Annotated in this window: 11 protein-coding genes; 4 read left to right on the top strand and 7 right to left on the bottom strand. The window is 63.9% G+C overall.

The window, feature by feature from the left end:
- The first annotated feature begins 7 nt into the window (after positions 1 to 7).
- The 3 genes from AC0L2F_RS28965 to AC0L2F_RS28955 all read left to right on the top strand — a co-directional run bounded on the left by AC0L2F_RS28965 (position 8) and on the right by AC0L2F_RS28955 (position 2,313).
- Entirely contained in the window at positions 8 to 571 is a 564-nt protein-coding gene (locus AC0L2F_RS28965) for an isochorismatase family protein (protein ID WP_007609401.1), read from the top strand.
- Positions 572 to 601: 30 nt separating this feature from the next.
- Positions 602 to 772, top strand: coding sequence for a hypothetical protein (locus tag AC0L2F_RS28960; RefSeq protein WP_007609402.1), 171 nt, complete (start codon positions 602 to 604; stop codon positions 770 to 772).
- A gap of 158 nt (positions 773 to 930) precedes the next feature.
- Positions 931 to 2,313: an aspartate aminotransferase family protein gene (locus tag AC0L2F_RS28955; protein ID WP_007609403.1), complete on the top strand. Its 1,383-nt coding sequence runs from the start codon at positions 931 to 933 to the stop codon at positions 2,311 to 2,313.
- 134 nt (positions 2,314 to 2,447) lie between these two features.
- Here the strand turns inward: AC0L2F_RS28955 and rnd are convergent, their stop codons facing one another.
- The 6 genes from rnd to AC0L2F_RS28925 all read right to left on the bottom strand — a co-directional run bounded on the left by rnd (position 2,448) and on the right by AC0L2F_RS28925 (position 9,872).
- Complete coding sequence (rnd, locus tag AC0L2F_RS28950; RefSeq protein ID WP_007609405.1) at positions 2,448 to 3,599, bottom strand: ribonuclease D; 1,152 nt, start codon at positions 3,597 to 3,599, stop codon at positions 2,448 to 2,450.
- Positions 3,600 to 4,010: 411 nt separating this feature from the next.
- On the bottom strand, positions 4,011 to 5,342 hold the full coding sequence (locus AC0L2F_RS28945) for an ABC transporter substrate-binding protein (protein ID WP_007609407.1): 1,332 nt from the start codon (positions 5,340 to 5,342) through the stop codon (positions 4,011 to 4,013).
- An 11-nt stretch (positions 5,343 to 5,353) separates the two neighbouring features.
- Entirely contained in the window at positions 5,354 to 6,223 is an 870-nt protein-coding gene (locus AC0L2F_RS28940) for a carbohydrate ABC transporter permease (protein ID WP_063992673.1), read from the bottom strand.
- Positions 6,220 to 7,170 carry a carbohydrate ABC transporter permease gene (locus tag AC0L2F_RS28935; RefSeq protein ID WP_473250742.1) on the bottom strand — a complete coding sequence of 317 codons (951 nt, stop codon included), beginning with the start codon at positions 7,168 to 7,170 and terminating at the stop codon, positions 6,220 to 6,222. Before AC0L2F_RS28935 ends, AC0L2F_RS28940 begins: the two co-directional genes overlap by 4 nt.
- A 1-nt stretch (position 7,171) precedes the next feature.
- Positions 7,172 to 8,023 (bottom strand): phosphodiesterase, encoded by an 852-nt coding sequence (locus AC0L2F_RS28930; protein WP_063992671.1) that lies wholly within the window; start codon positions 8,021 to 8,023, stop codon positions 7,172 to 7,174.
- Positions 8,024 to 8,396: 373 nt separating this feature from the next.
- The gene (locus AC0L2F_RS28925; RefSeq protein WP_473250741.1) at positions 8,397 to 9,872 is read right to left on the bottom strand and encodes a protein adenylyltransferase SelO; all 1,476 of its coding nucleotides are present in this window, start codon (positions 9,870 to 9,872) and stop codon (positions 8,397 to 8,399) included.
- 195 nt (positions 9,873 to 10,067) lie between these two features.
- Between AC0L2F_RS28925 and aspS the strand changes: the two genes are divergently transcribed.
- Positions 10,068 to 11,840, top strand: coding sequence for an aspartate--tRNA ligase (gene aspS, locus AC0L2F_RS28920; protein ID WP_473250740.1), 1,773 nt, complete (start codon positions 10,068 to 10,070; stop codon positions 11,838 to 11,840).
- A 139-nt stretch (positions 11,841 to 11,979) separates the two neighbouring features.
- On the opposite strand, the gene AC0L2F_RS28915 is transcribed toward aspS, so the two are convergent.
- Positions 11,980 to 13,944 carry a hypothetical protein gene (locus tag AC0L2F_RS28915; RefSeq protein ID WP_473250739.1) on the bottom strand — a complete coding sequence of 655 codons (1,965 nt, stop codon included), beginning with the start codon at positions 13,942 to 13,944 and terminating at the stop codon, positions 11,980 to 11,982.
- Between the last annotated feature and the right edge of the window lie 68 nt (positions 13,945 to 14,012).

Here is a 14,012-nt window from a genome sequence, read left to right as displayed (position 1 = left end):
CAAAACCATGCTGGTTTCCATCACCGACGATCCGCCGATCCTGGTCTGCGCGGATCTCCAGGTCGAATACCTGACCCCCGGACGTCGCCACGTCATCCTCGACGGCGATGCCGCGACCGCGCGCTGCGTGGAACTGCTGACGTTCTGGCGCGACAATCTCTGGCCGGTGATGCATCTGAAGCGCATCGCGCAGGCGGCCTGGTTCAATCCGGCATCCAAGCTGACCGATTGGATCGCGGAGGCGAAGCCGCGGCCGGGAGAGATGACGTTCGAGCACCCGCTGCCGTCGGCCTACAGTTCGGCGCGTTTTGTGGACTACATGTCCAATATCCGCAATGTCCGTTGCGTGCTCGCGGGCTTTTCCCTGGACGAAACTGTCCTGGCCACCGCTATCGACGGGTTTCACCGCAGTCATCGCTACCAGGTGGTGGCCGACGCCGTCGCCTGCCGGCAGCCGGGAACAGGCGATGCCGCCGCCTACAAGCATGCGGTAGTGAATGTGATCGGGAATTTTGCTACAATCCAGTCCAGCGCCGAACTGATCAGAACCAGCGGCGCCGTTGCGGTGTAGGCGGCCGCAATCGACGGATGGAGTGGGACATTGTCACGGGGAGATCAGCTCGAGGAGCTGGCAAGCGACCTGTCGCGTGCCGCCGAGGCGGCGCGCCGTCTTGGTCTGCCCACGACGGTGTATCTGCTCTCGATGGCGCTGGTGGAGGTGCGGGAAGCCGCCGCCGCCGACAGCGACGGGAATGACGACGGCGCGGCGTGACAGCTGCCCGATGTGCGGCTTTGTGCAACGCTGCTGAGCGCTTGCTGCCGACGAATTGACGTTGCAAGTTTTGCGCGGTGGCAATAGCCAAGGAGCTAGATCATCGAGTGATGACGCTGGCCGCGCCGGCGACGTGACGCTTTCAAGGATGCCTGCAAATGTCCATGCTGCCCAATTCGCAAGAGGCCCGGGATGTGGCCTACCAGCTCCATCCTTACACCAACGCGCGCGCCCATCAGCAGGCCGGTCCCCTGGTGATCGAACGCGGCGAGGGCCCTTACGTGTTCGACGCCTCGGGCAAGCGCTATTTCGAGGCGATGGCAGGCCTGTGGAGCGTCGGGCTCGGCTTCAACGAGAAGCGGCTGGTCGAGGCTGCGCACAAGCAGATGCAGGCGCTGCCGTTCTATCACACGTTCTCCGCCAAATCGCACGGGCCCTCGATCGATCTTGCCGAGAAGCTGGTCGCGCTCGCGCCTGTTACGATGAGCAAGGTGTTCTTCACCAATTCCGGCTCGGAGGCCAACGACACCGTTCTGAAGTTGATTGCCTATCGCTCCAACGCGCTCGGCCAGCCACAGCGCAAGAAGGTGATCAGCCGGATGCGCGCCTATCACGGCGTCACCATCGCGTCCGCCAGCCTCACCGGCCTGCCGAACAACCACCGCTCTTTCGACTTGCCGCTCCCGAACATCCTGCACACGGGCTCACCGCATTTCTACAAGGACGGCGCGCCCGGGGAGAGCGAGGAAGCCTTTGCAACGCGGCGAGCCGAGGAGCTCGATGCGCTGATCCAGAAGGAAGGCCCGGACACGATCGCGGCGTTCTTCGGTGAGCCGGTGATGGGCGCAGGCGGCGTCATCGTGCCGCCGGCGACCTATTGGGACAAGATCCAGAAGGTTTTGAACAAGTACGACATCCTGTTGGTCGCCGACGAGGTCATCTGCGGCTTCGGCCGCACCGGCAAGATGTTCGGCTGCGAAACCTACGGCATCAAGCCCGACGCGATCGTGGTCTCAAAGCAGATCACCTCGAGCTATTTTCCGCTGTCGGCCATCATGATGAACGCTCGCATGTTCGAGCCGATCGCCGATGAGAGCAACAAGATCGGCGTGCTCGGCCACGGCTTCACCGCGGGTGGCCATCCGGTCGGATCGGCGATTGCGCTGGAGAATCTGAAAATCATCGAGGAGCGGGGCCTGGTTGCGCACGCCGCCGAGCTCGGTGGCTACATGCAAGGCAAGCTGCGTGAACTCACCAGCCATCCGCTGGTCGGCGAGGTCCGCGGTGTCGGCATGATCGCTGCGATCGAACTTGTGCTGGACAAGGCGCGCAAAACCGCGGCGGCAACGCCGGGCGCCGTCGGCGGCATGGCCAGCCGCATGCTGCAGGAACGCGGCGTGATCTCGCGCAACATGCTCGACGCCATCGCCATCTGCCCGCCGCTGATCGTCACCAAGGCCCAGATCGACGAACTGGTCGCGGCGATTTCAGGTGTGTTGGACGACATGAAGCCGGAAGTGGCGAAGCTGACGCCGGCGTAGGGGGAAGCTTTCAGCTTTCACCTCGTCATTGCGAGGAGCGAAGCGACGAAGCAATCCAGACTGACTCCGAGGAAAGATTCTGGATTGCTTCGCTGCGCTCGCAATGACGATGTGGCGAGAGCCAGGCATCGGGCCTATTCCGCCCGCTGAACCCCGATCACGCGGCCTTTCTCGACCGCCAGCGCCAGCTCGCCGCGCTTCAGTTTCAGGGCGGCCTCGCCGAACAGCTCGCGGCGCCAGCCGCGTAGCGCCGGCACGTCAGCCTCGTCGTCGGCCGCAATCTCCTCGAGATCGTCGACGGTCGCAATCACCTTGCTGGCGACCGCATGGCGCTCCGCGGTCATGCGCAGCAGCACCTTCAACAGCTCGACGATCGCGGCGCCATTGTTGTTGTTGCGCGGCTTTTCCAGCTTCGGCAGCGTGGCGTGATCGCGCGCCAGCCCGCGCTCGACGGCGGCGACGATGTCGGCGCCCCATTTGGATTTCTCAAAACCCTTCGGCACGGAGCGCAGGTTTGCGAGCTTCTCGATCGTATTCGGCGCGTGGGTCGCGATGTCGCTGACGGCCTCGTCGCGCAGCACGCGGCCGCGCGGCACGTCGCGGCTCTGGGCCTCCTGCTCGCGCCAGGCGGCGACCTCCATCAGGACTGCGAGGTCCTTGGGCTTGCGCACCCGCGTCTTGAGCCGTTCCCAGGCGCGCTCGGGGTGGAAGTCGTAGGTCTTGGGCGAGGTCAGGACCTCCATCTCGATCGAAACCCATTCGCTGCGCCGGCGCTTCTTGAGGTCGGCATCGAGCGCTGCGAACACGTCGCGCAGATGCGTGACGTCGGACACGGCGTAGTGCATCTGCTCCTTGGTCAGCGGCCGGCGCGACCAATCGGTGAAGCGGTGGGTTTTGTCCGGACGGTGTCCGGTGACCTTCTCGACCAGCGCGTCGTAGGCAATGCTGTCGCCGTAGCCGAGCACCATGGCCGCGACCTGTGTGTCGAACACCGGGTGCGGAATGATGTTGGCCTGGTGCCAGATGATCTCGATGTCCTGGCGGGCGGCGTGGAACACCTTCAGCACAGCCTCATTGGCCATCAGCTCGAAGAACGGCTTGAGGTCGATGCCCGCGGCCAGGGTGTCGATGACGATCGCTTCCTCGGCGCTGGCCATCTGCACCACGCACAGCAGCGGGTAGTAGGTGGTCTCGCGCAGGAACTCGGTATCGACGGTAATGACGGGGTGCTTGGCCAACCGGCTGCAGGCAGCCGCAAGGTCAGCGGTGGTGGTAATCAAATCCATGAACGGCCCATGACAAGTCCATCAGCCGTTCTGCCGAAAGCGCTGTGATGTCAAGGGGCTCGAAGCGAATTCGAGCCTTGCATTTGGGCCGGAATCGCATTTTCCGACGAAAATCCTATTCGTAGCGGACCCGCCGGGAGGGTTTGCGCGCGCAAGGCAGTGCCACCACGACCACACACATGGCGACCAGCGCCAGCCCCAGGAACTCGAAAACCAACAGATCCACGGCAAAACCCCTCAGAAACATTGCTAAACTTGTCTGGGGCGAATTGAGGGTCTGTTAATTCTCGTGGTTACCGGCGGCGGGCCGGGCCGGATGGTGGACGCGGGGTTAACGGGGGCGACCGTTCAAAACGAAATCGGCGCCCCGCAGGACGGGGCGCCGACGTTCGTTTGACGTTGCAGCAGGCCTTACGGCAGCTTCAGCGACGTCTCCGCGTTGTACGGCTTGAGCGTCTCGTCGGCGGCCTTCTGGGCGGCGACGAGGGCTTCCTTCGGCTGCTTCTTGCCGTTGAGAACCAGCATCACCTCGTCCTCCAGCGTCTTGCGCACCGGCACGGTCTTGTAGGTCGCGAACCAGGGCTTGGCGACGTCGAGCTGCTCGACGGCGGTCTTGGCGTCCGGGTTCTTGTTCAGGAATTCGACCATGTCAGGCGTCTTGTAGGCGGCCATGTTGGGCGCGAAATAGCCGGTGGCGCGGCTCCACCAGCCGCTCTTCTCGGGCGAGGTCATCCACTTGATCAGGGTCCAGGCGGCCTTCTGCTTGTCGGCTTCCTGGCCCGCGGGAACGATCAGCGAGGCACCGCCGATCGGCACCGCGTTGCGGACGTTGCGCGGGATGAAGGCGACCTTGTAGGCGAACTTGGCGTTGTCACGCACATAGGTCAGCGAGCCGGTCGAGAGCATCATCATCGCGGCGTTGCCGGAGATGAAGGAGGTGCTGACGGCGGGGCCAGGCGTCGCGCCCGGCGGGTGAACCTTGTGCTTGGTGACGAGGTCGTTCCACCAGGTCAGCGCGCCCAGCATCGAGGGCGTGTCGTAATAGACCTCGCCGCCGAACTCCTCGTTGTAGTAGCGCCCGCCATTGGTCATGGTGAGCGTTTCCATCATCCACCCGCAATAGTCGTAGGCGCAGGGGATCGCGATGCCCCATTGGGTCACCTTGTCACCCTCGCGCTTCGTGAGCTTCTTGGCCCAGTCGGTCAATTCGGCCCAGGTCTGCGGCGGCTTGCTCGGATCGAGGCCTGCTTCCTTCGCCTTGTCGGCGTTGATGTAGAGCAGCGGCGTCGAGTTATGGAATGGCACGCCATAGACCGAGCGATTGATCACCGCGTTACCCTGCAGCGCTGGAAAGAACTGGCCCAGAAACTGCTCCTTGGTGGTGCCGTCGGCGGCGATCAAGGGATCGAGGTTTGTGAGCTCGTTCTCGATCTGCATATCGAGCAGAAAGTTCGCCGACATGATCACGGCAGCCGGCGGCTTGCCGGCCTTGATCGAGGCGCGCGTCTTGATCAGCGTGTCGTCATAGGAACCGGTGTAGACGGCGGTCGCCTTGATGTTCGGATGTCCCTCGTTGAATTCCTTGATCAGGGTGCCCATGTCGCGGGCGAGCTTGCCGTCGACGGGGACGGGGAAGAACAGGTCGATCTCGGTCGGGCCTTCGGCCAGCGCCGGGAAGGTGAGGGCGCTTGCCAAAGTGCCTGCAATGGCAAAACCAAGCATGAGCCTGCGGGAAAACAGCATCGAGAAATCTCCTATTTGATGCCTGAGGTGACGAAAGAGCTGATGAAGCGTTTCTGGAAGATCAGGAAGGTGACGAGCAGCGGTGCGATCACCATCAGCGTGCCGGCGGCGATGGTGCCCCAGGCCTGCGTTCCTTCCGCGGTCGCGGTGAAGACCGAGAGCCCGACCGTGAGCGGCCGCTTGTCCGGCGAATTGATCACCATCAGCGGCCACAGGAAGTCGTTCCAATGGCTGGTCACGGAGATGATGGCAAAGGCCGAGAAGCTCGGCATCGACAGCGGCACGTAGATGTGGCGGATGCGCTGGAGCAGGCTGGCGCCGTCGATCAGGGCAGCGTCTTCCAGCTCGGTCGGTATCGCCTCGAACGCTTGCCGCATCAGGAAGGTGCCGAAGGCGGAAGCGAAGAACGGCATCATCACGCCGGTGAGCGTGTCGTAGAGGCCGAGCTGCGCCACCAGGCTCAAATTGGGCACGATCAGCAGCACCGGCACCAGCATCAGCTGCATCAGGAACAGATAGAAGATCAGCGATTTTCCGGCGAAGTCGAGCCGCGCAAAGGCAAAGCCCGCCAGTGTGATCGTGAAGACCTGCACCAGGAGAATGCCGGTGCAGATGATGATGGTGTTGAGGGTGTAGCGCGGGAAATCGCCGATCTCCCAGGCGTCCCTGACGTTGTCGAGCGTCGGCTTCAGGCTCGGCATCAGCTCGGCCATGAGGTTGATGCCGTCGGATGCCGGGCGCAGCGTCGCCACACCCATCCACAGGAACGGGATCAGCCAGACCACCGCGAGCAGCACGGTCAGCGCAAAGCCGAGCTTTGGCGTGATCTCCCGGCGGGTGGCGAGCGGGGCGTCCCTGAACAGACGGTCGAACAGCCTCATGACCCGCCCCCGCGGTTTGCCATCGTCCGGAAGGAGAGCGCGGTGAGGCCCATCAGCGCCGCAAGCGTCAGCAGTGTCGCTGCCGAAGCCTTGCCGATGTCGTAGTGCTCGACCGCCTGTTGGTAGATGTAGAACAGCACGAGATTGGTCGCGTTGGACGGCCCGCCCTTGGTCATGACGAAGACGTGGTCGACCTGCGTGACCGCGTTGAGTGTGGCGATGACCGTGACGAACAGGAAGGTGGGCTTGAGCTCGGGCAAGATGATGTGGCGCAGCCGCTGGTACGGCCCGGCGCCGTCGAGATGGGCGGCTTCCATGACATCTTCCGGCACCGCCTGGAGGCCGGCCAGGAAGAACAGCATGTAGTAGCCGGCGTTCTTCCAGATCGTGATGACCATGATCGCATAAAGCGCGATGTCGGAATCGCCGAGCCAGTTCGGCAGCACCGGAAGCAGGCCGCCGATGTAATAGTCGAGCAGTCCGACATTGGGCAGGAAGATGAACAGGAACAGCGCGGATGCCGCGACCATCGGAATCAGCACCGGCAAAAACAGCGCGGCGCGCAGCGCACTGGTGACGGCGTTGGTGCGCGCCAGCGCCAGCGCGAACAGCAGCGCGAGGCCAATGCTCGGGACCGCGGTGCCGACGGCATAGACGAGATTGTTGACGACCGCGCCAGTGAAGGCGGGGTCCGCAAGCACCGCTGCGATATTGTCGAGACCGACGAAACGGACCGGCGCCCTGGGCGTGGCGCGCTGATACAGCGCGTCGACGAGGACGCGGCCCATCGCACCGTAGGTGAACAGCGCGAGGAAGACGAGCGAGGGCAGCAGCAGGAGATAGGCCGGCAGCGAGGTCTTGAAGCGGTGAGAGAACCGCTTCAGGACACGCAGGCGCGGCGCCGCCGAGGCCGCGACCGGGAGAGCCGCGGGTTCTGCGAAGCTCATCTCATCGCGCCGGGAAATTGAGCGCATAGTCGCGGCCGTCCACTCCCGCCGGTGGTTCGAAGGGAAAGCGCAGACTGCTGTCGAGGAAGTCGTGGCTGTGCACGACCAGGTTCTCGCCGTCGATCAGCACCACGCCGTAGGCCGGCGGCTCATGGCTGGCGAGATGCTCGGCCGCGGCAGCGTCGAGCTCGAACCAGACCTGGTGGTTGGTGCCGCGAAGCGTCGAGAACGGGATCTTGCCGTAGCTGCCGAAGATCGGCCGGTGCACGTGGCCGAAGAAGAGGTGGCGGATGCGTGAGCGATAGGGCGCGATCACCTCGGCGAACTCGGCGCTCTGCGCCAGCGCGATCTCGTCCATCGCGTGCACGCCGACCGGGAACGGCGGATGATGCATGAAGACCACGAACGGCATCTCCGCCGGCGCCGCAGCCAGCGTGCTTGCGAGCCAGCCCAGGCGCTTGGCGCACATCTCGCCGGCGTGGCTGGTTTCGTCCAGCGTGTCCAGAAACACGAACAGACCGTGCTCGGTGGTGCGTGTGCCCTGCACGAAACCGTTCGGATCGCGCGGGGCGGACCTCAAGCCGTCCAGACAGGCGACACGGCGGTCGTGATTGCCGACCATGGCGATGTAGGGGATTTTCAACGCCGCCATTGCGTCGGCGAAATTGGCGTAGGATTCAGCCTCGCCCCAATGGGTGAGGTCGCCGGTCACCACCGCGAAGGCGGCATCGACGTGATGCTTGTTGATGTCGGCAATCGCAGCGTCCAGTCGGGCGCGCGGGTCGAGGCCATACAGCTTCAGCCCGGGGTTCGCGAGATGCGTGTCGGTGATGTGGATGAACTTGAAGGGCATGGCGCTTGTCAGGACCGTTGGAGGATGGGCGCCTCCGGCAAGACAGCCCTGACAGGCCGTTAGAGCGCGAGTGTTTCAGTTTGATGACAGCGGTTCCCGAGGCGCGAGGCGTCCACAAGCTCGGCTCGGTAGGGTCGATTAGCCGAAGGCGTAATCCACAACTGTGAGCCAACTTCAAGTTGTGCTATTGCTGCTCTAACGGGTGGCAATCTCAACATGACAGGCGAGTTCGGTGAGCGGGCTTGATGATCGCGGCCGCGTCAGTCGTAGGGTGGATTAGCGAAGCGTAATCCACCTCTTCACTTTCCGCTTGTTGAGAGAGAGGGGGTGGATTACGCCTTCGGCTAATCCACCCTACGCACCAAGTTCGTAGCTACGTCCCGCAGAACGTCTGCAGCACTCGCTGCTCTGGCAGCGGGGGATCGGCGTAGGCGGCGTAGTCCGGCTGGTCCTCGAACGGCTTGGCCAGTACCTTCACCAATTCCTCGAACGGCGTGTAATCGTCGTTGTTGACCGCCGCCTGGATCACGGCCTCGACGCGGTGGTTGCGCGGGATGAACATCGGGTTGACGGCGTGCATGGTGGCTTGCCGTTCGGCTGCGGTTTGCGGCTCAAGCGCCGTGCGCTCGCGCCAGCGCCTGGCCCATTCATCGAACGCCCCGGGGTCCATGAACTGGGCACGTGCATCGTCGGCAGCCGGATCACCAGCGGCGTCACCGAGCTTGCGGAAGGTGAGGGTGAAGTCGGCCTGGTTCTTCGCCATGGCGTCGAGCAGGTCCTGGATCAGCGCATCGTCGCCATCGCGTTCCGTGAACAGGCCGACCTTCTTGCGCAGGCCCGCCTGATAGGCGTCGCTGAACGTCTCGGAGAAGGCGCCGAGAATGTCCTGGGCTTCCGCGACCGCCTTTTCCTGATGGTCGGAGAACAGCGGCAGCAGGCATTCGGCCAGTCGGGTCAGATTCCACAGTGCGATGCGCGGCTGGTTGGCATAGGCATAGCGGCCCATCTCGTCGATCGAGGAAAACACCTGCGCCGGATTATAGGAATCCATGAACGCGCACGGACCGTAATCGATAGTCTCGCCTGATATCGATGAGTTGTCTGTGTTCATCACGCCGTGGATGAAGCCGACCAGCAGCCAGCGTGCGACGAGATCGGCCTGGCGCGCGACGACGCCGGACAGCAGCGCGTGATAGGGCCGCTCGGCGCCGAGCAACTCCGGATAGTGGCGGGCGATGACGTGGTCGGCGAGCCGGCGGATCGCATCGGTGTCGCGGCGGACCGCGAAGAACTGGAAGGTGCCGACGCGGATGTGGCTCGAGGCGACGCGGGTCAGCACCGCGCCGGGCAGCGCGGTCTCGCGGATGACGTGCTCGCCGGTGACGACGGCAGCGAGTGAGCGCGTGGTCGGGATGCCCAGCGCGAACATCGCCTCGCTCACGATATATTCGCGCAGCACCGGCCCGAGCGCGGCACGGCCGTCGCCGCGGCGGGAGAACGGGGTGGGTCCCGAGCCCTTGAGCTGAATGTCGCGGCGGATGCCGTCCTTGTCGATGACTTCGCCGAGCAGCACTGCCCGTCCGTCGCCCAGCTGGGGCACGAACTGTCCGAACTGGTGGCCGGCGTAGGCCATGGCGATGGGATCGGCGCCGGCGGGAACCGTTTTGCCGGCCAGAATTTCGGCCCCCTCAGGGGTCTCCAGCACGTCAGGATCGAGCCCGAGCTGGACCGCCAGCGGCCGGTTCAGCTTGATCAGCCGGGGCGCCGCCACCGGCGTCGGTGCGACCCGGGCGAAAAAGCTGTCCGGCAGCGCCGAATAGGAGTTCTGGAACGGGAAATGGACTGTCATGGCGTCAAGATAGGCGTGGAACGCCTGATGGCAAAGGCTTGAGCCCGGATTGGGCAAAAATGGGCACTTCCAGCCGAAAACGGGCCGTTCCCTTGGTTGCCGCCCTCCGCCTCGTCGGGTAAACCCTGCCGCAACTTTCGCATAGGGCCATTCGCCCTATCGATTCGATCCTCCGACATTGAATTTGGGACGACCATGCATCGCTACCGGTCACATACATGCGGCGCGCTCCGCGAGAGCAACATCGGCGAGACGGTCCGCCTTTCAGGCTGGGTCCATCGCGTTCGCGACCATGGCGGCGTGCTGTTCATCGACCTGCGCGACCATTACGGCCTGACCCAGTGCGTGGTCGATCCGGACTCGCCGGCGTTCTCGCAGGCCGAGAAGCTGCGTTCGGAATTCGTGGTCAAGATGGACGGCAAGGTCCGCCGCCGCCCCGAAGGCACCGACAATGACGATTTGCCGACCGGCAAGATCGAGATCTATGTCAGCGAGATCGAAGTGCTGGGCCCGGCGGGCGATTTGCCGCTGCCGGTGTTCGGCGACCAGGAATATCCTGAAGACATCCGTCTCAAGTACCGCTTCCTCGACCTGCGTCGCGAGAAGCTGCACCAGAACATCATGACGCGCGTCGAAATCATCAAGTCGATGCGCCGGCGCATGGAGGGGCAGGGTTTCTTCGAGTTCAACACCCCGATCCTGACCGCGTCCTCACCGGAAGGCGCGCGCGACTTCCTGGTGCCGTCGCGCATCCATCCCGGCAAGTTCTACGCGCTGCCGCAGGCGCCGCAGCAGTATAAGCAGCTGTTGATGATGTCGGGCTTCGATCGCTACTTCCAGATCGCGCCCTGCTTCCGCGACGAGGACCCGCGCGCCGACCGCCTGCCGGGCGAGTTTTACCAGCTCGACGTCGAGATGAGCTTTGTCACGCAGGAAGATGTCTTCGCCGCGATGGAGCCTGTCATCACCGGCGTGTTCGAGGAGTTCGCCAAGGGCAAGCCGGTGACCAAGGGCTGGCGCCGGATTCCGTTCGCGGAAGCCTTGCGCAAGTACGGCTCCGACAAGCCGGACCTGCGCAACCCGATCGAGATGCAGGACGTCTCCGAACACTTCCGCGGCTCCGGCTTCAAGGTGTTCGCCCGCATGTTGGAGGACCCCAAGAACCAGGTTTGGGCGATCCCGGCGCCGGGCGGCGGCTCGCGCGCCTTCTGCGACCGCATGAATTCATGGGCGCAGGGCGAGGGACAGCCGGGCCTTGGCTACATCATGTGGCGCGAGGGCGGCGAAGGTGCTGGTCCGCTCGCCAACAACATCGGTGCTGAGCGCACCGCCGCGATCCGCGCGCAGATCGGCGTGAAGGAAGGCGATGCCGCCTTCTTCGTCGCCGGCGATCCCGACAAGTTCTGGAAGTTCTCAGGCTTGGCCCGCAACAAGGTCGGCGAGGAGTTGAACCTCACCGACAAGGAGCGGTTTGAGCTGGCCTGGATCGTCGACTTCCCGATGTACGAGTACAACGAAGAGGACAAGAAGGTCGACTTCTCGCACAACCCGTTCTCGATGCCGCAGGGTGGCCTCGATGCCTTGAAGGGCCAGGACCCGCTGACCATCAAGGCGTTCCAGTACGACATCACCTGCAACGGCTACGAGATCGCCTCGGGCGGCATCCGCAACCACGTGCCGGAAGCGATGGTGAAGGCGTTCGAGATCGCCGGCTATGGCGAGCAGGAAGTCGTCGATCGCTTCGGCGGCATGTACCGCGCCTTCCAGTACGGCGCGCCGCCGCATGGCGGCATGGCCGCCGGCGTTGACCGCATCGTCATGCTGTTGTGCGGCACCAACAATCTGCGCGAGATCTCGCTGTTCCCGATGAACCAGCAGGCCATGGACCTCCTGATGGGCGCGCCGTCGGACGCCACCCCCAAGCAGCTCCGCGAGCTGCATGTGAAGGTGAATTTGCCGCAGAAGTGAGCGGGTGCCCCGGACGCAGCGCAGCACGTAGTGATGCGCTGCTGAGCCGGGGCCCAGTCTCAGCGATCAGCAAGCTTCTGGATCCCGGCTCTGCGTCGCGTCATTGCATGCCGCGACGCGTCCGGGACACGAGATCAAACTACAGCCCCGTCGACGCCTCGATCCTGAACTGCGCAAGCGCGCTCTGTGGGTCGGTTTGCAAGAGCTGCATCAATTGCATCAGTGGTGCCTTGGCGCGTGGGGACAGCTTAATGGAAAGCGTCTGGCCCGGCGTCTCGACGAAGCGGGCGATCGCGTCCACGGCCGCGTTCGCATCCGGATTGACGGAAGCAACTTGCTCCCGTTTAGCCCTGATGCTCTCGACGAGCGCCTGGCGTGCGGTATCGCGGCTGACATTCTGCATGCGCGCGAACTGCGCCGCGACGAGATCGACGACGCCGCTATCGCGCAATGAGAATTCGAGCGTGCCCGCCTCGATCCGGGCCGCTTGGCCAATGAGCTGGGCTGGATCGGCCGAAAACACCTCGCGTGATACGTTGCCGAGCGCGATACGCAGTTGCGCTCTTGCGATCCCTCCGATGTCGAGGGTCGCAGGCGTCAGAGCGAAGCTGTTGGACTGTTCGGTCCAGGCAGCGCCGAGATCGAGGTCGATCGCGAGCTTGTCGATCCCGCTGGCAATCAATGGAATCTGTTTTGGGTCGGATGGATCGACCGGCGTCACAAATTTGGCAACCACATGCGCCTTGCTCGGGATCGAGCCGACCAGCTGTCCCCAGTCCAGGCTCAGTGTGTGGATCATGACCAGCTTCTTGGTGGTCTTGAACGGCGCCGTCACGCCCTTGATCTCCGCGCCTGCGAGCACGCCGAACAGCCCGAGCATCTGATCCGGCGAGGGCGCCCGCCCGGGAGTGGTGAGGCTTGCTGCCCAGCGCATCAAATTCGCCGTGCTGAAGGATTTCAGCGCGAAGCGCTCCATCTTGAACTGTCCCTGCGGAGACGGCGTGTCGACACCTTCGACCGCGAACTCGCCGTCGCGATATCGGATGGCATTAACCGTGGCCGTTCCTTGCGGCGTGCCGACCGACATCTTGCCGATTTCGGCCTTACCGATGCGAAGACCCTCATAGACTCCGGCGAGCTTCTCCAGCAGCTCGCGTGCCTCTGCCGGCGTCGGCGGGGCCGATTGATCCCGTGGCAGCGCAGCAAATATCTCGGCCAGCCGGAATTTCGAGGGCTGGACGGCGATGTCTTCCATGGTGAAGCCGTCGATATCCACTCGCAGTCCCTGTGCCGATTTGAGCGCATAGGGGCCTGTCGAGACCTGCCGGTAGACCCGGCGGTAGCTGTCGTCGTTGGCCGTCTGCGGATCGAGCGCGGCGAGGATCGCGCTCGCGTCGAAATCGTTGACGATGATGTTCGACAATTCGCCAGTCAGCTTGTCCGGTTTGCCGGGCTGCTTCACGTCGACCGAGATCACGGCGCGGTCCGACTTCATCGCGTCGATCTTGCCGTGCTTCAGGTTCTGGATCGCCAGTCCGGAATAGGTGACCTCGCCGCTGCCGGCGGTGCCGGAATCGAAGCTGATCGTGAGGGTCGGGGCCGTGAGCGACGATGCAGCGACACTCGCATATTGGCCGAGCACGTAGCGGTACACATCGACCAGCGAGCCGTCCGCCGGCACCTGACCCGCGTGAACAGGACCGGCATAGTCGCGCATGACCAGTTGCGGGATCTTGTACGCGACCTTCAGCTTGGCAGCGCCGATCTGGTCCAGCGCAACCTCGAGCCCGGTGATATCGATATCGTCGGCCGAAAACCTCGTCTCGTCGATCCGGCGAACGCCCGTGCCCTTGATCGCGGCGATCCTGATCTGCGCCTGCGGCTCCTTGCCGGGCGTAACCGCGATGTCCTCGATCGTGAGGGTGCGCGTGGGCAGATCGAAGGCGATCTTGCCGTAACTAGCCTTGCCGCCTTGCTTGCGGATTTGCTCGAACGCGGCCTCCACCTCGGAGGTGGTGCGATGCTGGACGTAGAGATTGAAGCCGAACCATCCGCCGGCGGCCACCGCGGCCACCACGATCAGGCCGATCAGGATTCTCTTCATTCCCGGCTCCAGTTGCTCGCGTTGCAGCACGCAACCTGCCATATTCGCAAAGCAATGCGCGGTCCAGG

This window comes from Bradyrhizobium sp. Ken64, assembly GCF_055807555.1.
The sequence above is the reverse complement of the archived record's forward strand: the minus strand, read 5'-3'. Positions and strand labels throughout refer to the sequence as shown.

What these genes read in the sequence shown, in the direction of transcription:
- aspS (WP_473250740.1), top strand. Translation starts at nt 10,068, where the DNA reads ATGCATCGCTACCGGTCACATACATGCGGCGCGCTCCGCGAGAGCAAC.
- AC0L2F_RS28935 (WP_473250742.1), bottom strand. Translation starts at nt 7,170, where the DNA reads ATGAGCTTCGCAGAACCCGCGGCTCTCCCGGTCGCGGCCTCGGCGGCG.
- AC0L2F_RS28965 (WP_007609401.1), top strand. Translation starts at nt 8, where the DNA reads ATGCTGGTTTCCATCACCGACGATCCGCCGATCCTGGTCTGCGCGGAT.
- AC0L2F_RS28955 (WP_007609403.1), top strand. Translation starts at nt 931, where the DNA reads ATGTCCATGCTGCCCAATTCGCAAGAGGCCCGGGATGTGGCCTACCAG.
- AC0L2F_RS28915 (WP_473250739.1), bottom strand. Translation starts at nt 13,944, where the DNA reads ATGAAGAGAATCCTGATCGGCCTGATCGTGGTGGCCGCGGTGGCCGCC.
- AC0L2F_RS28940 (WP_063992673.1), bottom strand. Translation starts at nt 6,223, where the DNA reads ATGAGGCTGTTCGACCGTCTGTTCAGGGACGCCCCGCTCGCCACCCGC.
- rnd (WP_007609405.1), bottom strand. Translation starts at nt 3,599, where the DNA reads ATGGATTTGATTACCACCACCGCTGACCTTGCGGCTGCCTGCAGCCGG.
- AC0L2F_RS28925 (WP_473250741.1), bottom strand. Translation starts at nt 9,872, where the DNA reads ATGACAGTCCATTTCCCGTTCCAGAACTCCTATTCGGCGCTGCCGGAC.
- AC0L2F_RS28930 (WP_063992671.1), bottom strand. Translation starts at nt 8,023, where the DNA reads ATGCCCTTCAAGTTCATCCACATCACCGACACGCATCTCGCGAACCCC.
- AC0L2F_RS28945 (WP_007609407.1), bottom strand. Translation starts at nt 5,342, where the DNA reads ATGCTGTTTTCCCGCAGGCTCATGCTTGGTTTTGCCATTGCAGGCACT.